The sequence below is a fragment of the Cellulosimicrobium sp. NPDC055967 genome, from assembly GCF_042269845.1.
Taxonomy (GTDB): Bacteria; Actinomycetota; Actinomycetes; order Actinomycetales; family Cellulomonadaceae; genus Cellulosimicrobium.
Genome location: NZ_JBHJYJ010000004.1, coordinates 216,786 through 239,271 on the forward strand (window position 1 = coordinate 216,786; position 22,486 = coordinate 239,271).

Sequence of the window (22,486 nt, forward strand, 5' to 3'; positions counted from 1 at the left end):
TCAGGCGTCCCGCGCGGCGGGGTTGGCGAGCGTCCCCGCGTACAGGAGCGACGCGGACTGGTCGGCGAGGTCGACCATCTGGAGCGTGTTGCGCAGCTGGAGCCGGTTGAGGCACGAGTGCGCGAACCGTGGGGCTCGCAGGTCGACGCCGCTGCGCAGGTCGGGGTGGTCGGCGCGGTGAGCGTCGAGGCACTCGGCGGCGAGGCGCCAGAACCGGTCCTCGGGCAGCACGCCGTCCCCGGCGAGGATCGCGGCGAGGTGGCGCAGGACGCCGTCGTACACGTCGGTGAAGATCGCGAGCGCCTTCTCCTCGTCGTCGACGACGGCGCGCACGCGCTCGACCCCGGGCGGGAGCGGCGCGTCGCCGAGGACCGCGATCTCCTCGCCGACGTCCTTCATGACGGCCCGGACGACGACGTGGTCGCGCAGGACGAGGATGAGGTTCTCCCCGTGCGGCATGAACGCGAGGTCGTGCGCGAGCAGCGCGTGGGCCAGGGGCCGCAGGTAGGCGTCGAGGTAGGCGCGCACCCAGTCGGCGGGGTCGAGCCCGGAGGCCCGGACGAGCGCGGTCGCGTGGGCGGCGCCGTCGGGGTCGCGGTGCAGGAGCGAGGCCATGGTGGCCAGGCGCTCCCCGGGCGCGGTGCGCGGCACGGGGCTCTCACGCCACAGGGCCGCGAGCATCTTGCGGTGCGGGGACGGGGTCGTGGTGCGGTGGTAGACGTCGCCGGTGTACCCGATCGAGGCGAGCTCGCGCAGCACGGTGAAGCCGCGGCCGCCGAGCTCGGGGTCGGCGGCGACGAGGTCGGCCACCCAGTCGTTGATCGCGGGGGTGTCGCGCATGTAGGCGGGCGAGAGCCCGCGCAGGAACCCCATGTTCTGGATCGCGAGCGCGACCTTGACGTAGTGGCGGCCGGGCCGGGTGAGGTTGAACAGCGTGCGGATCGACTGCTGCGGCTGGTACTCGTCGGCGCCCTGCCCGACCGGCACGAGGTCGCCGCGCGCGACGTCCGCGGCGAACGTGATGGGCACGCGGTGCTCCCACTGCCACGGGTGCACGGGCAGGTAGAGGTAGTCGGCCCCGTCGAGGCCGCGCGCGGCGAGCCGGTCCGCGAACGCGGCGCGCTCGTCGTCGGACAGCTCGCCCGCGTAGTGCGACGCCTCGTCGAGCCCGGCGCCGAGCGCGAGGTGCGTGTGCTCGCGCCGCGCGGCGAGCCACACGAGGCGCACGCGCCCGCCGTTCTCGGGCGCGTACGCCCGGTACTCCGCGAGGCCGAACCCGATGCGCCCGTTGTTCGCGACGAACCCCGGGTGCCCCTCGGTCATGGCCGCCTCGACCTCCTGGAAGGAGGCGCCCAGCAGGTCGACGGCGCTCGGACCGCCGGTGCGCTCGTAGCGCTCGGTCTTGGCGGTCGCGCTCGCGAGCGTCGAGGACACCTCCTCGAGGTACGTGGCGAGCAGGTCGTCGGGGATGTCGAGGTCGGGCTGGAGCTCGACGACGAGGTCGAGCGCGTCCACCGGCAGGTCGCGCCGCGCGCCCGACTCCCCCGGCGCGTCCCCGGACACGGCGGTCCGCCGGATCGACGCCTCGTCGAGCACCCAGTGCTCGAGCGCGTAGCGGCGCGCGACGAACCGGTACTCGACGGCGCCGCCCGCGACGGGCAGCACGTACTCGCCCGGGCCGTTCGCCTCGACCGGCCCGAGCACAGCGCGCGGCGCGAGCAGGCGCTCGTGCGTGAGCTCGGCGATCGCCTTGGCGACGAGGTGGCGGTGCGCGCGGTCGGCCAGGTCGGGCCGCAGGTGCGGGGCGAGGTCCACGCCGTCGCCCAGCGGGCTCGCGTCCAGGTCGGCGCGGGTCGCGACCGCGAGGTGCGCCGTCTTGCCCGGCAGCTCGAGCTCGCGCAGCACGCGGAACCCGGCCGCGGCGTTCTTCGCCGCGATCGCGGCGTTGCGCACGTCGGGCTCGACGACGACACGCCGCGCCCCGCGCCCGGCGGGGTCGAGGCAGAAGCGCACGGCGGCGCCCATCACCGCGGACGTGAGACCGCTGCGCGCGGGTCCGGCCGGCGGCGCGACGAGGAGGTGCATCCCCACGTCGCCCGGCTCCAGCAGCGCGACGGCGGCGGGGACGCCGGCGAGCGTGACGCGCGCCGGGTCGTAGGTCTCGACGAGGAACGCGGGCTCGCCGTCGACGCGGCCGAGCCACGCGTCCTGGTGCGGGTCGGCGGTCACCTCGCCGAGGTAGGCGCGCACGCCGTCCACGTCGAGGTGGCCCAGCTGCCAGAACGCGGAGCGCGGGTGGGCGAGCCAGCCCTGCACGAGCGCGGCGTCGCGCGCCGGGTCGACGACGTCGAGCGAGACGTCCGCACGGCCCGCGCCGAGGCGGACCCGCACGGCGAACGCAGGGTCCGTGGTCGCGGCCGGAGCGCGGTCGCCCGTCGGGGCCGCGGACGACGGCGGGGTGGTGGTCACCGTGCTCATCGGGCCTCCCCTCCTGCGCGCTCGCCGGCGGGCACGGGCGCGCCCGCAGGGGGCGTGGTGGGAGACGTGACCGCGTCGGCGGGCAGGCCGAACGTCTGGAAGGCGATCCGCTCCTCCACCGGGTACACCTCGCGCCCCGTGACGGTGCGCAGCACCACCGCGTTCCGCCACGCGGCGAACCCGAGGTCCGGCGCGGTGATGCCGTGCGTGTGCTCCTCGCCGTTGAGCACGTGCACGCGGCGCGCGTCGTCGACCGTGTAGTCGCGCGCGACGTCGAACCGGCCGAGCTCGTCGAACCGGAGCAGGTGGCGCACGGGGTCGAGGAACGCGGGCACCGCCGCGGCGTAGCCCGTCGCGGCGACGAGGGCGCGCGTGCGGCGCTCGACCTCGACGCCAAGCTGGGCGTGGCGCAGGCGCAGCACGTACTCCCCCGCCGCACCGGCCCCCGGCTCGTAGCGCGCGGCCACGACCTCGGTGTCCGTGAGCAGCGTCGTCGGCACCGGGCGGTCCAGGCTCAGCCGGTACAGGGCGTCGTAGATCTCGTCCACGAGGTCGCCGCTGATCCCCTTGTACAGACCGCGCTGCTCGCGACCGAGGAGCTGGCGCAGCTCGAGCGGCAGCGCGTGGAAGTGGTCGGTGTACTCCGGCGACGTCATCTCGAGCGTGAGCTTCGTGTACTCCATGGGGAAGAAGCGCGGCGAGCGCGTCACCCAGTCGAGGCGGTACCCGGGGCGCCGCGCGTCGCCGTGCACGCCGTCGAGCAGGTCGCGGTACACCTCGGCGGCCGACTGGCCGCTGCCGACGACCGTGACCGACCCGGAGGCGGCGAGCGCGTCGCGGTGCGGCAGGTACTGCGCGCTGTGCACGAGCGGCCCGGCGCCCGGGTGCTCGCCGCGCGTGACCTCGTCCGCGAGCGCCCGCAGCGCGGGCGGCAGCACCGGGGCGGTGCCGACGCCGAGCACGAGGTGGCGACCCCGGTGCTCCTCGGTGCCCGTCACGGCGCCGTCCGCGCCGAGGACCTCGGCCCGCACGACGAACGCGTCGGCCCCCGGGTCGTGCTCGACGGCGACGACCCGCCGCGACCAGCGCAGCGAGCCCAGGCGGGCCGCGGCCCAGCGGCAGTACGCGTCGTACTCGGCGCGCAGCGGGTAGAACGACTCGCGGATGTAGAACGGGTAGAGCCGGCCCGTCGCCTTGAGGAACGCGAGGAACGAGTACGGCGACGTGGGGTCGGCCATCGTGACGAGGTCGGCGAGGAACGGGACCTGGATCGTCGCGCCCTCGATCATCATCCCCGGGTGCCAGCGGAACTCCGGCGCGGCGTCGAGGAACACGGCGTCCACGTCGTCGAGGGGCGCGGACAGCGCGGCGAGGCCGAGGTTGAACGGCCCGATCCCCACGCCGACGACGTCGCGCACGCGGGCAGGGTCGTGGGTCGGGACGTCGTGGGTCGGGTGCGAGGCCAGAGCCGTGGCGCCGGTCATCGGGCGACCGCCCCGGCCGTCGCGAGCGAGGCCACGAGGTCCGCGGCGTGCTCGTCGTCCTCGTCCCCCAGCAGCGCGTCGCGCTCGACGAGCGCCTGCGCGGTCGTGCGCACGAGGTCGAGCACGCGGCGCACGTCCGCGAGCGTCACGGTCGGGTTGAGGAGGGTGAGCTTGAGGCACGGGACGCCGTCGAGCACGGTCTTGGCGACGACCGCGCGCCCGGACTCGAACAGCACGCGCCGCACGAGCGGCACGAGCCGGTCGGCGTGCTCCGCGGGCAGGCCGGGCGGCTCGTAGCGGAACAGGACCGTGGACAGGTCGGTGCGGCCGAGCACGCGCAGGTCGGGGTCGTCCGCGAGGTCGGCGTGCACCGCAGTGGCGAGGTCGCAGACCGCGTCGACCATCGCGCCGACGCCGTCGGGCCCGAGCGCGCGCAGCGTCGCCCAGAGCTTGAGCGCGTCGAAGCGCCGGGTCGTCTGCAGCGACACGTCGACCTGGTTCGGCTCGGCGTTCTCGCGCGGGTTGAGGTAGTCCGCGTGGTGGGCGACGCGCTCCAGGTCGGCGCGGTCGGACACGATGAGCGCGCTCGCGGACACGGGCTGGAAGAACGCCTTGTGGTAGTCGACCGTCACCGACCGCGAGCGCTCGATCCCGTCGAGCAGGTGCCGGCGCGTCCGTGACACGAGCAGCCCGCACCCGTACGCGGCGTCGACGTGCAGCCACACGTCGGTCGCGTCGCACACGTCCGCGACGGCCGCGAGCGGGTCGACGCAGCCGCGGTCGGTCGTGCCGGCGGTCGCGACGACCGCCATGACGAGGTCGCCTGCGGCGCGCACCGCGCCGACCGCGGCCGCGAGCGCCGTGGGGTCGAGGCGGCCGTCGGCGTCGGCCGCGACGTGGACGACGGCGTCGTCGGCCAGGCCGAGCAGGAGCGCGGACCGGGCGATGCTGAAGTGGCTCGACGCCGCGGCGAGGACCCGCAGGCGCGGCAGCACGGCCGCGCGGCCGGGCCCGCCCGCGCGGGCCGCGCGCTCGACGGCGCGTTCCCGGGCGAGGAAGAGCGCGTGCAGGTTGGACTGCGTGCCCCCGGAGGTGAGCACCCCGTCGCCCGCGGCGAACCCGACCCGGCGCGCGGTCCACGCCAGGACTCGGCGCTCCATGAGGGTCGCCACGGTCGACTGGTCGTAGGTGTCGACGGAGGTGTTGATCGCCGCGAGCATCGCCTCGGCGCCGACGGCGGGCAGCGCGACCGGGCAGTTGAGGTGGGCGGCGTACGCGGGGTCGTGGAACCACACCGCGTGCGTGGCGTACAGGTCGGCGGCCTCGCGCAGCGCCGCGTCGGTGCCGACGCCGGGTGCGTCGAGGTCGACGCCGTCCACGAGCGCCGCGAGCTGCGCACGGCTCGCGCCCGACCAGGGCTGCGTCACCGCGGCGACGCGCGCGGCCACGTCGTCGACGACGCCGTGCAGGGTGCTCGCGTAGTCGCCCGCGGTCGCGCCCGTGAGCAGGGCCGGGGCGGTCAAGGTACCGTGCGCGGGCGCGACGGATCGTGCTGAGAGCATGGCGAGGCTCCAGGTACGGGGAGAGGACCGCCGCGGATCGCGACGAGGCAACCTGAGGTTTGCCTTGCCTAACCTAGCGCAGCGGGACGGGCCGTCAAGAGTGACCTGCGCCACGCCGCCGTGGACGCGGGACCGTGACGGCGGGAGGATGGCACTCGCCCGTCCGTGGCTCCCGAGGAGGCCGTGTGGAACCCACCGCCGCGACGACCCGCCCCGCCATCGTCACCGTGGACGACGACCCCGGGGTCTCGCGCGCGGTCGCGCGCGACCTGCGCCGCCGCTACGGCGACCGGTACCGGATCGTGCGCGCCGAGTCGGGGGCGGAGACGCTCGCGGCGCTGCGCGAGCTCGCGCTGCGGGGCGAGGACGTGGCGGTCGTGCTCGCCGACCACCGCATGCCCGGCATGACGGGCGTCGAGCTGCTCGAGCAGGCGATGGACCTGTTCCCCGCCGCCCGGCGCGTCCTGCTCACCGCCTACGCGGACACCGAGGCCGCGATCGAGGCGATCAACGTCGTCGACCTCGACTACTACCTGCTCAAGCCGTGGGACCCGCCCGAGGAGAAGCTCTACCCGGTCGTGGACGCCCAGCTCGAGGCGTGGTCCGTCACCGACCGACGCCGACCCGCCGAGACCGTCGTCGTCGGGCACCGGTGGTCGGCGCGCTCGTCGCAGGTGCGCGAGTTCCTCGCGCGCAACCGCGTGCCCTACCGCTGGTACCCGTCGGAGTCCGCCGAGGGCGCGCGGCTGCTCACCGCGGCGCAGACCGACGGCGATCTCCTCCCTCTCGTGGTCACGCCCGAGGGCGAGGCGCTCGTCGCGCCCGACGATGCCACGCTCGCCGAGCGGGTCGGCCTCGCCACGCGGCCCACGGCCGACTTCTACGACCTCGTCGTCGTGGGCGGCGGGCCCGCGGGGCTCAGCGCGGCGCTGTACGGGGCGTCGGAGGGGCTGCGCACGGTGCTCGTCGAGCGCACCGCGACCGGCGGCCAGGCCGGGCAGAGCTCGCGCATCGACAACTACCTCGGGTTCCCCGACGGGATCTCGGGCGCGCAGCTCGCCGAGCGCGCGCGGCGGCAGGCGGTGCGGTTCGGGGCGGAGATCGTCACGACTCGCGACGCGATCGAGCTCGACGTCGACGGGCCCGCGCGCAGCGTCCGCTTCCCCGACGGGTCGTCGATCGACGCCCACACGGTCATCCTCGCCTCCGGCGTGTCCTACCGGCTGCTCGACGGGCCGGGGCTCGAGGACCTCGTCGGGCGCGGCGTGTTCTACGGGTCGGCGCTCACCGAGGCCACGGCGTGCCACGGCCAGGAGGTGTACGTCGTCGGCGGCGCCAACTCCGCGGGGCAGGCGGCGCTCTACCTGGCCCGCGAGGCCAAACGGGTCACCCTCGTGGTCCGGGGCGACGCGCTCGCGCGGTCCATGTCCTCCTACCTCGTCGAGCAGGTCGAGGCGCACCCGCGCGTGCGCGTCCTGACCCGCACGGAGGTCGTCTCGGCGTCGGGCGACGGCCACCTGGAGCGCCTCGAGCTGCGCGACGTCGGCACCGGCGCGACCACGCGCGTCGAGTGCGGGTGGGCGTTCGTGTTCATCGGCGCCGCGCCCCGCACCGACTGGCTCGACGGCGTCGTCGTGCGCGACCCGCGCGGGTACGTCCTCGCCGGCCCCGACCTGCTGCGCGACGGCGTCCCGCCCGCCGGGTGGACGCTCGACCGCCCGCCCTACCACCTCGAGACGTCGGTGCCCGGCGTGTTCGCCGCCGGCGACGTGCGCGCGGAGTCCGCCAAGCGCGTCGCGTCCGCCGTGGGCGAGGGTGCCATGGCCGTCATGCTCGTGCACCGCTACCTCGAACAGCTCTGACCGTCCTGTCCCGCGCGACACAGCCCCGACCCGAACTCCGGAGGCGACACCGTGACCAGCACCGAGGACCCCACCACCACCCCGCCCGCCGAGGGCGCCCCCGGCGGCCCCACCTCGACCGGCGCCGTCCACGGGTGGCTGCCGTGCGACGTCGACGAGCTCCGCGCCACGTTCCTGTTCGAGCACCTCACCGACGACCAGCTCGCGTGGCTGTGCGCCACCGGCCACGTCGAGCGGCACGACGCGGGCTGGCTGTTTCACGAGGGCACGCCCGCCGAGGCGTTCTACGTCCTGCTCGACGGCGGCGTCGCGCTCTACCGGCGCGTCGGCGAGGACGAGGTCGAGGTGTCGCGCACCCACCAGGTCGGCGTGTACATGGGGGCGTGGAACGCCTACCTCGGCGACCGGCTCCCGCAGACCTACCTGCACTCGGCGCGCGCCCTGGAGCCCTCGCGCCTCTTCGTGCTGGAGGCGCACGACTTCGCCAAGCTCATGACCGAGTGGTTCCCCATGGCGGTGCACCTGCTGGAGGGCGTCTTCTGGGGCACGCGCGACGCGCAGCAGCTCGTCGGGCAGCGCGAGCGCCTCCTCGCCCTCGGCTCGCTCTCGGCCGGCCTCACGCACGAGCTCAACAACCCGGCCGCCGCAGCGGTGCGCGCGACCGGGACCCTGCGCGAGCGCGTCGCCGCAATGCGGCACAAGCTCGCGCTCATCGCCGACGGCCCCTACGACCGCGCCACCCTCGCCGAGCTCATCCGGCTCCAGGAGGAGGCGCTCGAGCGCTACGCCGACACCCGGACCGCGGACGCCGTCGGCGCGCTGGAGACGTCCGACCTCGAGGACCGCCTCACGGACTGGCTCGACGACCACGGCCTCCCGGAGGGCTGGCGCGTGTCGCCAGCGCTCGTCCAGGCCGGGATCGACGAGCCCTGGCTCGACCGCGTCGCCGAGCGCGTGGACGCCGGAGCGCTCACCGGGGCCGTGAGCTGGCTCGCGTACACGATCGAGACCGAGCAGCTCATGGCCGAGATCGAGGACGCCACCGTACGCATCTCCACCCTCGTCGGCGCCGCGCGCCAGTACTCCCAGCTCGACCGGGCGCCGTTCCGGCCCGTCGACCTGCACGAGCTGCTCGACTCCACGCTGACGATGCTCGACCACGCGCTCGCGGGCGTCGAGGTCGTGCGCCGCTACGCCGTCGACCTCCCGCCCGTGCCCGTCTACGCGGCCGAGCTCAACCAGGTGTGGACCAACCTCGTCGAGAACGCCGCGCAGGCGATGGGCGGGGCCGGCACCCTGACGGTCACGACGCGCCGCGTCGACGACCGCGCCGAGGTCGAGATCGCCGACACCGGGCCCGGCATCCCCGACGACGTGCGCCCCCGCATCTTCGAACCCTTCTTCACGACCAAGCCCGTCGGGCAGGGCACCGGGCTCGGGCTCGACATCTCGTGGCGGATCGTCGTCAACAAGCACCACGGCGACCTCACGGTGACGTCCGTGCCCGGCGACACGCGGTTCGTCGTGCACCTGCCCCTGGAACCCGCGCAGACCCCGCAGGCCCCGCAGCCGTGACGACGCCCGCCCCCGCCGCGGGGACGTCGCCCGTCGGCGAGGAGCGCCACGCGTCGTGGCTCGAGCTCTTCTTCGACCTCGTCGTCGTCGCGGGCATCGGGATGCTCGCCCACCTGCTGCAGGAGGACCACGACCGCGGCGGGCTCGCGCTCTACGTCATCGCCTACACCGCGTTCTGGCTCGTGTGGGCGTGCTTCACCACGTACGGCAACGTCGCGGGCGAGGGCGCCCGGGCGCTGCCGATCCTCGCCGGGATGGCGGCGCTCGCCGTGATGATCGCCGCCGTCCCCGGCATCCACGACGAGCACGCGCAGGCCTTCGCGGTCGCGTACGTCGTGGGCCGGCTCGTCGCCGCGCGACCGTGGCGCCGCACGACCGTCGTCGTCGACCTGCCGGTGGTGCAGGCGCTGACGGGGGTCGTGCCCTGGATCGTGTCGTGGTGGTTCGACGGGCAGACGCGGTACACGCTCTGGGCGGTCGGCCTCGCGATCGACCTCATCCTGCTCCTCACCCTCTCGGGCGAGCGCCTCGTGCGGCGCGCGCAGGAGCGCCTCGACGAGGTCCGCGAGCGCCGGGGTCGCGGACCGGGTGCCCGGCGCGACCGTCCGGGGCGCGGCGACCGGGAACGCCCGCTGGAGGGGTCCGCGCGGCGCACGGCCGGGCGGACCGGACGGGGCGGACGGCGGGGCGCGGACGCCGTCGAGGTGCCGACGAGGGTCGACGCGGCCGTGACCGACGTCCCGCACCTCGGGGAGCGGCTGGGACTCTTCGTCATCATCGTGCTCGGCGAGGGCCTCATCCAGGCGATCGACGCCGCGAGCGGGGCCGAGTGGGACCGGACGCTGCTCGTGGCGGGCGCGGGGGCGTTCACGCTGCTCGTCGCCCTGTGGGCGCTCACGGTGCGGTCGGGCTACGCGGGCGTCACGTTGCTGCGCCCTGCGGGGGTGCCGCCACGGTCGGCGTGGTTCCTGCACCTGGTGACGACCGGCGCCCTGGCCACTCTCGCGGGCGCGCTCGGAGGCGTCCTGGACGAGCCCGCGCGGGCGCTCGACCCGGGCGAGCTCGCGCTGCTCGTCGGCGCGTTCGCCGTGCACGGGCTGGTGTCCGCCGGGGTGCACGCCGTGCTGCGCGACGCGCGCACCGCCGTCGCGCTCGCCGTGCCCGTCGTCGTCGCCGGTGCGGTCGCGTGGCTCGCCGGCGGCATGATCTCGGCCGCGGGGCTGGTCTGGGTGCTGTCGGGCGCGCTGCTCGTCCAGCTCGCCCTCGCCGGGCGGCCCCGCGCGGCGAGCGCCCCGGCCGGGGCCGACGCCTGACGCCGGCGACGACCTGCCGGGTCAAAACCGTGGACGTCGGGCGGTCGCGGGCATAGCCTCGTGGCGTCCGGTCGAACCCGCCCGGACGCACGATCATGACGACCGGTGAAGGGGAGGTGGACCCGCGTGCTGCACCAGTGGTCCACCGACCCGTCCCGAAGGGCGCTCCTCAGGTAGACGACGTACGTCGTCCACCTGCAGAGCCGTCCTGGGGCACCGTCCTGGGGCGGCTCTCGTCGTCCACCCCAGGTCACGCCCCACCGCGCGGCCGCCACGGCCACCGACACGACAGGAGGCGCGACGATGAGCGAGGTGGTCATCTACAACCTCGGCGGCAGCCAGGAGATCGGCCGCGTGTCGTTGCGCCACGCCATCCGCATGCTGCACCGGCGCGTCGCCGAGGTCCTCGAGGCCGTCGAGGGCGAGACGTTCGGCCCGTACCAGCGGCCGCGGTCGGTCGCGCTCGTGCGGTACGTGCACACCCGGTGGGTGTACGAGCGCCAGGGCCGCGTGCCGTACTCGCGGGCGGCGCTGCTGCGCCGCGACCGGTACCGCTGCGCGTACTGCGGCGGGACCGCGACGACCATGGACCACGTGGTGCCGCGGTGCCAGGGCGGGACGACGACATGGCTCAACGCGGTCGCGGCGTGCGAGCCGTGCAACGCCGCCAAGGGCGGCCGCACGCCCGAGCAGGCGGGCCTGCGGATGCTCAGACGCCCGTTCGAGCCCGCGTTCCGCGACATCTACCCGTCGGCGCCCGCCCCGCGCAGACGCTGACGGGTCCGTCGACCGGTCCTCCGGTCGGCTCCCCAGGCCGCCCGGCCGGTGGCGGTGACACCGGCCGGGCTTCCCCTCCCGTCCACCGACCGCCGCGCCCCGAGGTCCCGGACCGGGCGTCGTCTCCCTCCCTCCTCGTAGAGCCGGTCCGCGTCTCGCACCCACCCCGGGTCCCGGACCGCGCGAGGGAGACCACGATGGCGAGGTTCCGGATCGGGACGTTCAACGTCGAGAACCTGTTCGAGCGTCCGCGCGCGATGGCGGGCCCGCTCACGGGCGGCAACGCCGTCCTGGCCGCCCACGCCCGGGTCAATGCGCTCCTCGCCGAGGAGCAGTACGGGCCGGGCGTGCGGGCGGAGATCCTGCAGCACCTGGAGACCCTCGGCCTGCTGCGCTCGGACGCCGCCGCGCTCGCGGTGCTGCGCCAGGTCCGGGGGCGGCTCGTGCGCCGCACCGGCTCGCAGGCGGCGGGCACGGCGCGCACCGAGGTCGTGGCGACGGGTCGCGGCGACTGGGTCGGCTGGGTGGACCTGGTCAAGGACCGGGTCGACGAGCTCGCCATGACGCACACCGCCCGGGTCGTGGCGGACGTCGACGCCGACGTGCTGGCCGTGGTCGAGGCCGAGAGCCGGGTCGCGCTCAAGCACTTCACGGACGCGGGCGTCGTCACGCCGTCCGGGCGCCCCGTCTACCCGCACGTCATGGTCATCGACGGCAACGACGACCGCGGCATCGACGTCGGGCTGCTCACGACGCGGCCGTACCGGATCGGGACCGTCCGCTCGCACGTCGACGACCGCGACTCGCGCGGGCGCCTGGTGTTCGGCCGCGACTGCCCGGAGTACGTCGTCGAGCTGCCCGGCGGCGGCACGCTCACCGTGCTCGTCAACCACTTCAAGTCCAAGGGCTACGGCACGCAGGCCGAGTCCGACGCGACCCGCCGCCGGCAGGCGACCCGCACGGCCGCGATCTACGCGGGCCTGCGCGCCCGCGGGGAGGAGAACGTCGTGGTCGTGGGCGACCTCAACGACACGCCGTCGTCCACCCCGCTGCGCCCGCTGCTGGAGCGGACCGACCTGCGCGACGTCAGCGAGCACCCGGCGTTCCGCGGCGACGGCCGGCCGGGCACCTACGGCAACGGGACCGCGAGCCAGAAGATCGACTACGTCTTGCTGTCCCCCGCGCTGTTCGAGCGCACCGTCGGCGGGTCCGTGTTCCGCCGGGGCGTGTGGGGTGGCAAGAACGGCACCCTGTTCCCCCACTACGACACCATGACGTCGGCGACGCACGCGGCGTCCGACCACGCCGCCCTCTACGCGGACGTGGACCTCGCCTGAGGGGCGAGGGCGATCGCCCCGGACACGACGAGGTCGGCGCGCGACCGCGTCGACTCGACGAGGAGCGCGTTGCGCCCGTCGACCTCGGCGGCCCAGGCGGTCGCGGCCTCGACCGTGCGGCCGTGGCGGGTGTGCCGGTCGACGAGCCGGCGCGCGCGCTCGGCGTCGCCGGTGCTGCAGAACCACGCCTCGTCGAGCAGGTCGCGCACCCGGCCCCACGGCTCCTGCGGCACCAGGAGGTAGTTCCCCTCGACCACGACGACCGCGTGCGACGGCTCGACGGCGATCTCACCGGCCACGGGCTCGTCGACCTCGCGGTGGAACGACGGCGCGTACACGGTGCGGTCGCGCTCCGCGCGCACCCGGCGCAGCAGGGCGACGAAGCCGGCGCCGTCGAACGTGTCGAGCGCGCCCTTGCGGTCATGGCGGCCGAGCCGGTCGAGCGTCGCGTTCGCGAGGTGGAACCCGTCCATCGGGAGGTGCACGGCCTCCGGTCCGATCGCCTCCACGAGCCGGGTCGCGAGCGTCGTCTTGCCGGCGCCGGGGCTGCCCGCGATCCCGACGACGACGCGCCCGCCGCCCGACCGCTCGCGGAGAGCGCGCACGCGCGCCGGGAGCACGGCCGGGTCCGCGACCTCGGCGGACGGCTGCGCGTCTCCGGGCACGAGGTCCACGGCATCCTTCTCGACGGTCATGCCCCCAGTGTCCCGTGCCCACGGCTCGAGTCGTGGTTCGTGGGTCGTGGTGGTGGGTCGGCCATGCCGGGACCGATGAGTCGGCGGCGCGGGCAGGGTCTCACCCCACGACCCAGGATCTCGAACCCAGGAGGACGGCATGGCCACGGTGGTCGCGGGAGCAGCGGTGTCGCTGGACGGCTACGTCCAGGACGCCGACGGAAGCATCGAGGCGCTGTACGCGGACTTCGAGGAGCTGCAGCGCAGCGCGTACCTGCGGGCGCTCCAGGAGCAGACGGGCGCCGTCCTCATGGGCCGGCGCACGTACGACATGGCCCCGGACCCGGACGGCTACGCGGACGGCTACGAGTTCCAGGTGCCGATCTTCGTCGTCACGCACACGCCCCCGGCCGTCGCCCCGAAGCGCAACGAGCGGCTGTGGGTCACGTTCGTCACGGACGGCGTCGAGTCGGCGGTCCGGCAGGCCCGCGACGCCGCGGGCGAGCGCGACGTGACGTTCATCGGAGGCGCCGACCTCTTCCACCAGCTCCTCGCCGCGGGGCTCGTCGACGAGCTCGCCGTCGAGGTCATGCCGGTCCTGCTCGGGGGCGGCGTGCGCCTGTTCGACGGCGACGCGCCGGCGGTGCTGGAGAAGGTGCGCGTCGAGGAGGTCGGGGCGCGGACCGCGCTGCGCTACCGGGTCGTCAGGACGGCCCCGACCGGGCAGGAGTAGGCCCGGCGCGGGGCACCGTCAGGCGCTCGCCGCCACGACCCGCGCGCTCGCGGCCTCGCCGTGCGGGGCCGCGAGCGCCGCGACCGGGTCGCGCGCGAGGTCGGCGACGGGCAGCCCGGTCTCCCGGCTCAGGGCACGCAGCAGTCCGGCCCGGGTGGCGTACCCGGCGGCACGCGCGGCGGCGTCGAGGTGCGAGCCGCCGCGCAGCCGCGCGATCGCGACGTTGAGGTGCGCCCGCGTGCGCCAGCGACCGAACGCGAGCCCGGTCTCCTCGACGAAGAGCCGCTGGACGTGCCGCGCGCTGGCGCGGCGCCGGTCGGCGAGCTCGTCGAGCGTCGCCACGCCCCGGCGGGCCTCCTCCGCCACGGCCCGCGCGACGGGGTGCACGGGCAGCCGCAGGACGAAGTAGTCGCCCGCGAGGCCGCGCAGGACGTCCTCGAGGGCGGCGCGGAAGGGCGCGACCTGCGCGGGCGTCGCCGGGGCCGCGCACAGCACCGCCGTGAGGACGGTGGTCAGCGCGGGCACGACGCCGAGGCGGTGGACGCGCGCGGGCGGCTCGATCCCCGGGGACAGCACGGGACCGAGCGCCATGGAGTCGCCGGGCAGGCGCATCGCGTGCGGGACGCGCGGGGCGAGCCAGAGGTTCTCGTGCGTGCGCAGGGTCAGGGGCGTGCCGTCCACGACGAGCTCCGCGGTGCCGGCGACGACGTGCACGAGGTGCGGCTCGTCGTGGGCGTGGGTGTCGTGCCCGAGGAAGCGGACGGAGTGCTCGGGGACGACGGCGCCCAGCGCGGTCGGCGTCATGCGCGCTCCTCTCCCCCGGGCCCGGCTGGCCCGGGCCGGTGTGTCGTGTCCGGGACGGGCCGTGTCACGTTCGGACGCGGTTCGTCGCTCAGGTGTGGTTAGCCTAACCTCGCGAGGAGCGCCCCGGTACGCCGTGCGGCCCCCGCGTCCCTGCTGCCGAGTGTGAGGTTCCATGCTGTCGTCACGCCGTCCCGCCCGCCGTCCGCTCGCCGCACTGGCCGCCATCGCCGCCGCCGCGTCGCTCGCCCTGGCGGGCTGCTCCGCCGGGACGACGCCGTCCGGCTCCGGTGCCGAGCCGTCCGCCGACCCCGGGTCGACCGCGTCCGAGACCGCCGCCGAGCGGGTCGTGACGACCGACCAGGGTGACGTCACCGTCCCGACCGACCCGCAGCGCGTCGTCGTGCTCAACCACGCCCTGGCGGGCTACCTGTACGAGCTCGACGTCCCCGTGCTCGCGACGGTGCCCGAGGTGACGGACGACCCGGACCCGAAGTTCTCGCCGTTCTGGGAGGACCAGGCCGAGGCGGACGGCACCGAGCTCATCGAGTGGAGCGCCGACGGCTTCAACCTCGAGGCGATCCTCGCCCTGGAGCCCGACCTCATCGTGGGCGGCGGGTGGGGCTTCCCGCTCAAGCAGGCCACCGACGTCTACGACGGCCTGAGCCAGATCGCCCCGACGGTGCTCGTGAGCGGCACGTACACGACGTGGCAGGAGCAGTTCGAGTTCCTCGCCGTCGACGTGTTCGACGACACCGAGCGGTTCGACGAGCTGACCGCGGGGTACGACGAGCGCCTCGCCCAGGTCGGCGAGTCCATCACCGTCCCCGCGGGCGAGACGGCGTTCCTCGCGCTCACGTCCGAGGGCAAGACGTTCGCGCTCAACGAGGGCGAGGGCCTGCCCGCGATCTTCGAGCGGCTCGGGTTCGCGGTCCAGCCGATCCAGGCGCAGACGGGCGCCGAGCCGTACACGCCGGGCGGCGACATGTTCGAGGTGTCGGCCGAGCAGGTGACGTCCGTGGTCACGGCGCCGAACGTGTTCGTCATCGGCTTCAACGGCGCAGAGATCGACGTCGACGCGCTCGCCGCCGACCCGGTGTACGCGGTCCTGCCGTCGTTCTCCGCGGGCCACGCGTACGAGCTGCCGACGTGGACCATCCGCGGCGACTACCACGAGGCCATGGGGCTCCTCGACGTCGTCGAGGAGCAGTTCTCCTGATGGCCCAGCACCGCCTGCGCACGCACCCGCTGGTGCTGCGGCGCGTCGAGGTGGCGCGCGTCGTCGACGTGACGCCCCGGATGCGCCGCGTGACCCTCGTCGGGCCCGAGCTCGGGGCGTTCGAGCGCGACGGCCTGCCGATGCCCGCGTTCGACGCGCCGTGGTTCGACGACCACGTGAAGATCGTCCTCGCGTCCGACGGCGACGTCGCGTCCGCGCTGCCCGTGCAGCGCGCGCACGGGATCGACTGGCCGGCCGCGCCGAACCGGCAGGGCCGCGACTACACGCCGCGCCGCTGGGACGCGGCGGCAGGCGAGCTCGACCTCGACCTCGTGCTGCACGGCAACGGCCCGGCCGCGGCGTGGGCGCAGACGGCGCGCCCGGGCAGCGAGCTGTGGTTCGTCGGGCCCAAGGCGTCGACCGTCTGGCCCGACGACGTCGACTGGGCGCTGCTCGCCGGCGACGAGACGGCGCTGCCCGCGATCGGGCGCTTCCTCGACGAGCGGCCGGTCGACGTCCCCGTCCAGGTCGTCGTGACGATCGGAGACGAGTCCGCACGCCAGGACCTGGCGCTGCGCGCGGGCGACACCGTGCGGTGGGTCGTCGCGCCGGAGGGCGACCGCACCGCGCTCGACGAGGCTGTGCGCGCCCTGGAGTGGTGGCCCGGCCAGGTCTACGCGTGGGCGGCGAGCGAGAGCCGCGCGCTCCTGCCGGTGCGGCGCTACCTGACGCGCGAGCGCGCCGTGCCGCGCACCCACGTCGACGTCACGGGCTACTGGCACGCCGAGCCGGCGCCCTCCCCGGCACCCGCTCAGGGGCCGACGGCCGAGGCGGAGCCTCAGCCCACGGGGGTCCCGTCTCCCGTGCCGTGGTTCGCGACCCGCGCCGCGCTGCAGCTCGGCCTGCTCGACGAGCTCGCCGCGGGGCCGCGCGACCTCGCGGCCCTCGCCGGGGCGGCGCAGCTCGCGCCGGGCGCGGTGCGCGCCCTCGCGGACGTGCTCGCGGCGTCGGGCGTGGTGACGCTCGACGGAGACACGGTCGCCCTGGGCGACGCGGGCGAGGACCTCCTCGACGACGAGCACGAGCGTGAGGAGTACGAGGGGCTGGAGGCGGACGCGATCCTGGCGCTCGCGGTGCTCGCCCCCGCGCTCCGCGACGGCGTCCCGGCGTGGTCGCGCTCGCGCGGCCGGACGCTGCGCGCCGAGGTCGAGACCGACGCCGCGCGCGCCGCGGAGGTCGTCGAGGGCGCCGACGTGCTCCCGTACGTGCTCACGGGGCTCGCCACCTGGCCGGTGTGGGCGGCCGCGCGGTCCGTCGCGCTCGGCGGACCCGGCGCGCTCGTCGTCGCCGACCTGCTCGTCGAGGTCCCCGGCGAGCGCACGACGACGCTCGTCGAGGACGCCGTCCCGCTCGCGGTCCTGCGCGAGCAGGCGGGGTCCGGCACGGCGCACGCCGCGGCCGCGGCCTGGCCGGTCGCCGACGTCGCCGTGTGCGCGCTCGGGGCCGGCCACCGCACCGACGACGAGGTCGTCGACCTCCTCGCCGCGATGCGCGCCGCGGCCCCGCGCGCCGTCCTCGTCGAGGACTTCACGCCCGACGGGCTCAGCCCCCACGCGCGCGAGCACGCGCTGCTCTCCCTGGCCACGACCGGGGCCGCGCCGCGCACGCCCGACGACGTCGCACGCCTCGCCGAGCGCGCGGGCTGGCGCGTGGAACGGCACGAGGCGCTCGGCTGGGGCGTCGAACGGGTCGAGCTCGCGGCCCGCGACGCCTGAGGTCGGTCGTCCTCGTCGGGCGCGGACCAGCACGAACGGCGCCGAGGCACAGAAGCGGGCCCGCCTCCGGACGAGCGCCGACCTCGTAGACTCGGCCGATGAGACTTCTCGATGCCGAGCACGCGCTCCAGGCCGCACAGCGCGCGGGCGACGTCGGCGCGCTGGAGGCGCTGCTGCATCCCCGGTGCGTCGGCGTCGGCCCGGACGGGTCGGTCTTCTCCCGGGAGGACGACCTCGAGGGCTACCGCTCCGGTCGGCTGCGGATCACCGGTCTGGTGGAGGAGTCGCTCGACGTCCAGGAGGACGCCGCGAGCGGGGTGACCCGGCTGGTCGCCGCCGTGGAGGCGGTCCAGGACGGCACCGCAGCGGCCGCGCGGTTGACCTACACGCGCCTCTGGGTGCGCACGGGCGAGGGCTGGCGCGTCCTGGCCGCGACGCTCGCTCCCGCGACCGACCCTGCCTGAACGGGCCCTCGCGTCACCCGCCGGTGAACATGGCGATGGTGAGCGGTGCGCCGACCGCGTCGCACGCGTCGCCGAGGTCGCCCGCGGCGGCGTCCCACTCCGCGGAGCGCACCCCGGTCGGCTCCGCCGAGGCCCCGGAGGCGACCGGAGCGGCCGCCTGCAGCTCGCCGATCGCCGTCTGCACGGGGCTGTCCCCGCCGGAGGGCAGACGGCCGAGCACGCGGGTCGCCAGCCGGTACCAGCCGTCGTGCTCCTGCGCCTCGCTGCGGCCGTCGGCGAGGGCGACGTCGGCGTTCTCCACGATCGTCAGCACGTCGCCGAACGCGGTGCAGAGGTCCGCGTCGTCCGGAGCGTCGCCCTCCGGCGCGACCGCCGGGGAGACCGGCTGAGCCTCGGCTCCGGACGGGGCCGGCTCGACCTCCCCGGCGGGAGCCCCACCGCCTGCGCTGCACCCACCCATCACCGCAGCGCTCAGCAATGCCGCCGAGACCGCTGCCCACCGTCGTGCTCGCATCCGTGCCTGCTCCCCGATCTCGACATCTGCTGGATCCGACGTACGGCCGAGAGTCTGCCGCCGTTCTCCTCCCGACGCGACGGCGACACGCACGCAGGAGGCGGTCGGCACGACGCCCCCAGCGCGTCGTGCCGGCCGACCTCTCCCCGGGCCCTCCCGCGGACGGGGCGCCGCCGCGCTCAGCCGACGGGGCGGAACGGACCCCAGGGGCCCGCGCCCGGCTCCTGGCCGCGCGACCACCACCGCGCGACCCACACCGCGCCGTCGTGCACCACCGCATCACCCGCGCGGACCACCCGCGTCGGGGTCCAGACCGGCACCCCCTGCTCGTTCGTGGCCAGCTCCTCCCACGGGCCCCACGCCGCGCCCGGCGTCGTCCCCCGCGCGTACCACTGCGCGCGGAACACCGCGCCGTCGTGGACGACGACGTCGCCCGCCCCGTACGTCGCGTGCGGGTCGTAGGCCGGGGCCTCGACCGGGCCGAGGCGCCCCGCGCCCGCGGAGGACCGCACGATCGCGGGCACGGCCCACGTCGGGTCGACCGTGCCGTGCAGGGTCGGGGTCCAGCGCGCCTCGTCGGCCAGCCGGTCCGCCTCCCCCACCGAGGCGTTGTACGCCCCCACGAGGTCGACCGGTTCCCCGTTCACCGTCGAGCCGGTCTCGAAGAGCCGCTCCCCCTTCCACCGCGCGACGATCCGCGCCGGGTCCACGCCGGGCGCGAGCTCGAACGCGTTGTTCTCCGCGTAGATGCTGGAGTCGACGCCCGCGCCCCAGTAGTACTGGAAGATGCCCTCGCGCGTCTGCTCGTAGAGCTCGTTGTAGACGTGCACGTCGCCGAAGCGCACCCGCGGGGCGCGCTGCCCGACGTCGGTCCACCGGTTGTGGTGGTACGTCACCTTGTGCTTGCCCGCGTCCTGGGTCCGGCTGTCCGAGGACCCGAGGATCGCGGTCTTGTCGTGGTCGGAGAAGTGGTTGTACGAGACTGTCACGTGGTCCGAGCCGTGCGTGATGTCGAGCAGCCCGTCGTGGATCTCGAACGGGCGGCCGAACACGGTCGGCAGGGACGAGTGCGGGTGCTCGCCGTCGTCGAACGTGCTGTGGTCGACCCACACGTTCTCCGACGTCCACACCGACACGTTGTCGTACGCCGAGTTCCAGCTGCCCGCGTCGCCGTCGCCCGGGTCCCACGCCGGGAAGCAGTCGCGCGCGTCGGAGAACGTGACGTTGCGGACGATGACGTTGCGCGCGTCGCGGATCCGCAGGCTCGCGCCCACGACCTGCGCGTCCGCGCCCAGGCCGACGATCGTCACGTTCGACCCGACGTGCTGGAGCGTGCGCGTCGCCTGCTCCGCGGCGGCGGCCGCGCGTGCGTCCTCCAGCGGGCCGGCCGGGTCCACCCACCCGTACGTCGCGGGGTCGTAGGCCGCGACGTAGTCGTCCATCGAGAACGGGACGTCGCTCCCCGCGACCGAGACGGTCGCCGCGATCGCCTCGCAGCTGGTCCCGGCGAACGCGTCGATGCGTCCGTCGACGTACACGATGCGGGGCGTCGTGTCGGTCCGCGCCCCGGCGCCGCCGAGCGCGGCGCGCAGCTCGTCCCAGGTGTCGACGACGTACACGTGCTCGGCGCCCGCCGCGCTCCCACCGGTGGTGCCGCCGTTCGCGGCACCCCAGCCGTCGTCCGCGCCGAGCACCTGCCGGCCGAGGTCCGCCGCGCCCGGCCAGCCCGGGGACGTGCCGTCCTCCCCCGCGGCACCCGTCGCCGCGCTGCTCGTCAGCGCGGTCCCGGTCACCGCCATCACGACCGCGGTCGCCGCGGCCAACGGGACCCTCACCCACCGTCCTGCCATCACCCAACTCCTTCGTCGGTGCAAGAAACCGGTTTCTCACCGGTTCGGCCGAGTCTGGCACACGTCGAGCGGAAAGCGCTACCCCGCAGGGCCGACCCCGGGGTTCCTCCCCACGGGACACCTCGTGCGAGGAACAAGCCCGGGTTCGACCGCCTGGCTCAGGACCGCCCCGCGCCTCGCCGACCGGGGGCGCTGATAGCATCGGCGCGTGCTCATCGAGGTCGACAGAACCTAGCCGCCGAGCCGTCGGCGGCCGTCCCAGCGCACCCTCTCGCCCCCCGGTTCCGTGACGGAGTTCCCGCGGGCGAACCCTCCCGGCTCCTGCCGTGGCCTCGTCGTGCCTGGACCCGCCGCACCGCGCCCGCGCCGCCCTGTCCTTCCCCGGCACGACCCTGCCCGCGGCACCGCGGGCACGAGGAGCACCTCATGTCCACCCCGCACCGTTCCGCGGTGACCCTGACCGACCTCACGTTCGAATGGCCCGACGGCACCGTCGCGCTCTCGCACCTCACCGGCACGTTCGGCGCCGGCCGCACGGGCCTCGTCGGCGACAACGGCGCCGGCAAGTCCACCCTCCTGCGCCTCGTCGCGGGCCTGCTCACGCCGACGAGGGGGCGCGTCACGACGACCGGCGACGTCGCCTACCTCCCCCAGACCCTGACCCTCGGCCAGGACGCGAGCGTCGCGCGGCTCCTCGGGATCGACGGCACGCTCGCGGCGCTGCGCGCCATCGAGTCCGGCGACGTCGACGAGCGGCAGTTCGACGCCGTCGGCGACGACTGGGACGTCGAGGCGCGCGCCGCGCAGGCGCTCGCCGAGATCGGGCTCGACGGCGTGGGCCTCGACCGGCGCGTGGGCGAGCTGTCCGGCGGCGAGGCGATGCTCGTCGCGATCAGCGGGCTGCGCGTGCGGCGCAGCGCGATCACCCTGCTCGACGAGCCGACCAACAACCTCGACCGCGGCACGCGCGCCCGGCTCGCGGCGCTCGTCGACTCCTGGCCGGGGACGCTCGTCGTGGTCAGCCACGACCTCGACCTGCTCGAGCACATGGACGAGACGGCGGAGCTGCACGCCGGCCGCCTCACCACCTTCGGCGGCCCGTACAGCGCGTGGCGCGACCGGCTCGAGGCCGACCAGGCCGCCGCGGCGCAGGCCGCGCGGACCGCCGAGCAGACGCTGCGCGCCGAGAAGCGCCAGCGCGTCGAGGCCGAGACCAAGCTCGCACGCCGCGAGCGGACCGCGCGCACCGCGCAGGCGAACCGCACGGGGTCGCGCATCTCCATGGGGCTGCGCGCGTCCGCCGCGCAGGTGTCCGCCGGCTCGATGCGTCAGGGCCTGGACGCGAAGGTCCAGGCCGCGCAGGACGCGCTCGACGCCGCGGCGGCCCGCGTGCGCGACGACGAGCACGTGCACCTCGTCCTCCCCGACCCGGACGTGCCGCGCGGGCGCCGCCTCGCCGAGCTGCGCGGGACGACCGGGACGGTGATCGTGCAGGGTCCCGAGCGGGTCGCGCTCGTCGGCGCCAACGGGACGGGCAAGACGACGCTGCTGGAGAACCTGCTCGCCGGGCGCGCACCGGAGCCAGGGCGCGCGGGCGGCACGCTGCTCACCGACCGCGTCGGCTACCTGCCCCAGCGCCTGGACGGGCTCGACGACGCCCGCAGCGCGCTCGAGAACGTGCGCGCGGGGGCACCGGGCGCGGCACCGGGCACGATCCGCAACCAGCTCGCGCGGCTGCTGCTGCGGGGGTCGAGCGTGGACCGCCCGGTGGCGACGCTGTCGGGCGGCGAGCGGTTCCGCGTCTCGCTCGCCCGGCTCCTGCTCGCCGACCCGCCCGCCCAGCTCCTCGTGCTCGACGAGCCGACGAACAACCTCGACGTGCGCAGCGTCGACCGGCTCGTCGAGGCGCTGTCGGGCTACGCCGGTGCGCTGCTCGTGGTGAGCCACGACGACGGCTTCCTGGCCCGGCTCGGCGTCGACGTCGTGCTCGAGCTGGGCCCGGACGGGGCGCTCCACCGCGTCCCCGCACCCGGCCGGTGAACCCGGCCCGGGGCGTCCCGCTCGCCGG

17 protein-coding genes are annotated in these 22,486 nt (G+C 75.7%); 10 read left to right on the forward strand and 7 right to left on the reverse strand.

Annotated features, from left to right (window positions below; genetic code table 11):
• Genes ACFC2L_RS07675 through ACFC2L_RS07685 form a run of 3 tightly spaced genes read right to left on the reverse strand, consistent with a single transcriptional unit; the run spans window position 1 to window position 5,524 of the window.
• Window positions 1-2,478 carry a GNAT family N-acetyltransferase gene (locus ACFC2L_RS07675; protein WP_375823671.1) on the reverse strand — a complete coding sequence of 826 codons (2,478 nt, stop codon included), beginning with the start codon at window positions 2,476-2,478 and terminating at the stop codon, window positions 1-3.
• A complete protein-coding gene (locus tag ACFC2L_RS07680; protein WP_375823672.1) occupies window positions 2,475-3,962 on the reverse strand; it encodes a lysine N(6)-hydroxylase/L-ornithine N(5)-oxygenase family protein in 1,488 nt (495 codons plus the stop codon). The genes ACFC2L_RS07675 and ACFC2L_RS07680 overlap by 4 nt, the downstream gene beginning before the upstream one ends.
• The gene (locus tag ACFC2L_RS07685; protein WP_375823673.1) at window positions 3,959-5,524 is read right to left on the reverse strand and encodes a pyridoxal phosphate-dependent decarboxylase family protein; all 1,566 of its coding nucleotides are present in this window, start codon (window positions 5,522-5,524) and stop codon (window positions 3,959-3,961) included. The genes ACFC2L_RS07680 and ACFC2L_RS07685 overlap by 4 nt, the downstream gene beginning before the upstream one ends.
• A gap of 185 nt (window positions 5,525-5,709) precedes the next feature.
• Between ACFC2L_RS07685 and ACFC2L_RS07690 the strand changes: the two genes are divergently transcribed.
• The 5 genes from ACFC2L_RS07690 to ACFC2L_RS07710 all read left to right on the forward strand — a co-directional run bounded on the left by ACFC2L_RS07690 (window position 5,710) and on the right by ACFC2L_RS07710 (window position 12,388).
• The gene (locus ACFC2L_RS07690; protein WP_375823674.1) at window positions 5,710-7,386 is read left to right on the forward strand and encodes an FAD-dependent oxidoreductase; all 1,677 of its coding nucleotides are present in this window, start codon (window positions 5,710-5,712) and stop codon (window positions 7,384-7,386) included.
• Window positions 7,387-7,437: 51 nt separating this feature from the next.
• Window positions 7,438-8,961 carry an ATP-binding protein gene (locus tag ACFC2L_RS07695; protein ID WP_375823675.1) on the forward strand — a complete coding sequence of 508 codons (1,524 nt, stop codon included), beginning with the start codon at window positions 7,438-7,440 and terminating at the stop codon, window positions 8,959-8,961.
• Window positions 8,958-10,274 (forward strand): low temperature requirement protein A, encoded by a 1,317-nt coding sequence (locus tag ACFC2L_RS07700; RefSeq protein ID WP_375823676.1) that lies wholly within the window; start codon window positions 8,958-8,960, stop codon window positions 10,272-10,274. Before ACFC2L_RS07695 ends, ACFC2L_RS07700 begins: the two co-directional genes overlap by 4 nt.
• A gap of 303 nt (window positions 10,275-10,577) precedes the next feature.
• Window positions 10,578-11,051 (forward strand): HNH endonuclease, encoded by a 474-nt coding sequence (locus ACFC2L_RS07705; RefSeq protein WP_264030521.1) that lies wholly within the window; start codon window positions 10,578-10,580, stop codon window positions 11,049-11,051.
• A 197-nt stretch (window positions 11,052-11,248) separates the two neighbouring features.
• Complete coding sequence (locus tag ACFC2L_RS07710; RefSeq protein WP_375823677.1) at window positions 11,249-12,388, forward strand: endonuclease/exonuclease/phosphatase family protein; 1,140 nt, start codon at window positions 11,249-11,251, stop codon at window positions 12,386-12,388.
• On the opposite strand, the gene ACFC2L_RS07715 is transcribed toward ACFC2L_RS07710, so the two are convergent.
• Window positions 12,364-13,083, reverse strand: a complete 720-nt coding sequence (locus tag ACFC2L_RS07715; RefSeq protein ID WP_375823678.1) for a nucleoside/nucleotide kinase family protein — start codon at window positions 13,081-13,083, stop codon at window positions 12,364-12,366. The genes ACFC2L_RS07710 and ACFC2L_RS07715 overlap by 25 nt on opposite strands.
• Window positions 13,084-13,222: 139 nt before the next feature.
• Between ACFC2L_RS07715 and ACFC2L_RS07720 the strand changes: the two genes are divergently transcribed.
• On the forward strand, window positions 13,223-13,795 hold the full coding sequence (locus ACFC2L_RS07720; protein WP_375823679.1) for a dihydrofolate reductase family protein: 573 nt from the start codon (window positions 13,223-13,225) through the stop codon (window positions 13,793-13,795).
• 18 nt (window positions 13,796-13,813) lie between these two features.
• Here ACFC2L_RS07720 and ACFC2L_RS07725 read toward each other — a convergent pair whose 3' ends face one another.
• A complete protein-coding gene (locus ACFC2L_RS07725) occupies window positions 13,814-14,599 on the reverse strand; it encodes a helix-turn-helix domain-containing protein (RefSeq protein WP_375823680.1) in 786 nt (261 codons plus the stop codon).
• 172 nt (window positions 14,600-14,771) lie between these two features.
• Between ACFC2L_RS07725 and ACFC2L_RS07730 the strand changes: the two genes are divergently transcribed.
• The 3 genes from ACFC2L_RS07730 to ACFC2L_RS07740 all read left to right on the forward strand — a co-directional run bounded on the left by ACFC2L_RS07730 (window position 14,772) and on the right by ACFC2L_RS07740 (window position 18,054).
• Window positions 14,772-15,815, forward strand: a complete 1,044-nt coding sequence (locus tag ACFC2L_RS07730) for an ABC transporter substrate-binding protein (protein WP_375823681.1) — start codon at window positions 14,772-14,774, stop codon at window positions 15,813-15,815.
• The gene (locus tag ACFC2L_RS07735; RefSeq protein ID WP_375823682.1) at window positions 15,815-17,590 is read left to right on the forward strand and encodes a siderophore-interacting protein; all 1,776 of its coding nucleotides are present in this window, start codon (window positions 15,815-15,817) and stop codon (window positions 17,588-17,590) included. The genes ACFC2L_RS07730 and ACFC2L_RS07735 overlap by 1 nt, the downstream gene beginning before the upstream one ends.
• Before the next feature lie 98 nt (window positions 17,591-17,688).
• Window positions 17,689-18,054: a nuclear transport factor 2 family protein gene (locus tag ACFC2L_RS07740; protein ID WP_375823683.1), complete on the forward strand. Its 366-nt coding sequence runs from the start codon at window positions 17,689-17,691 to the stop codon at window positions 18,052-18,054.
• A gap of 13 nt (window positions 18,055-18,067) precedes the next feature.
• Here the strand turns inward: ACFC2L_RS07740 and ACFC2L_RS07745 are convergent, their stop codons facing one another.
• Together ACFC2L_RS07745 and ACFC2L_RS07750 are read right to left on the reverse strand one after the other, a co-directional pair.
• The gene (locus ACFC2L_RS07745; protein WP_375823684.1) at window positions 18,068-18,568 is read right to left on the reverse strand and encodes a hypothetical protein; all 501 of its coding nucleotides are present in this window, start codon (window positions 18,566-18,568) and stop codon (window positions 18,068-18,070) included.
• Window positions 18,569-18,747: 179 nt separating this feature from the next.
• Window positions 18,748-20,403 carry a carbohydrate-binding protein gene (locus ACFC2L_RS07750; protein WP_375823685.1) on the reverse strand — a complete coding sequence of 552 codons (1,656 nt, stop codon included), beginning with the start codon at window positions 20,401-20,403 and terminating at the stop codon, window positions 18,748-18,750.
• A 441-nt stretch (window positions 20,404-20,844) separates the two neighbouring features.
• On the opposite strand from ACFC2L_RS07750, the gene ACFC2L_RS07755 reads away from it, so the two are divergent.
• The gene (locus tag ACFC2L_RS07755; RefSeq protein ID WP_375823686.1) at window positions 20,845-22,458 is read left to right on the forward strand and encodes an ABC-F family ATP-binding cassette domain-containing protein; all 1,614 of its coding nucleotides are present in this window, start codon (window positions 20,845-20,847) and stop codon (window positions 22,456-22,458) included.
• The last annotated feature ends 28 nt before the right edge of the window (window positions 22,459-22,486 follow it).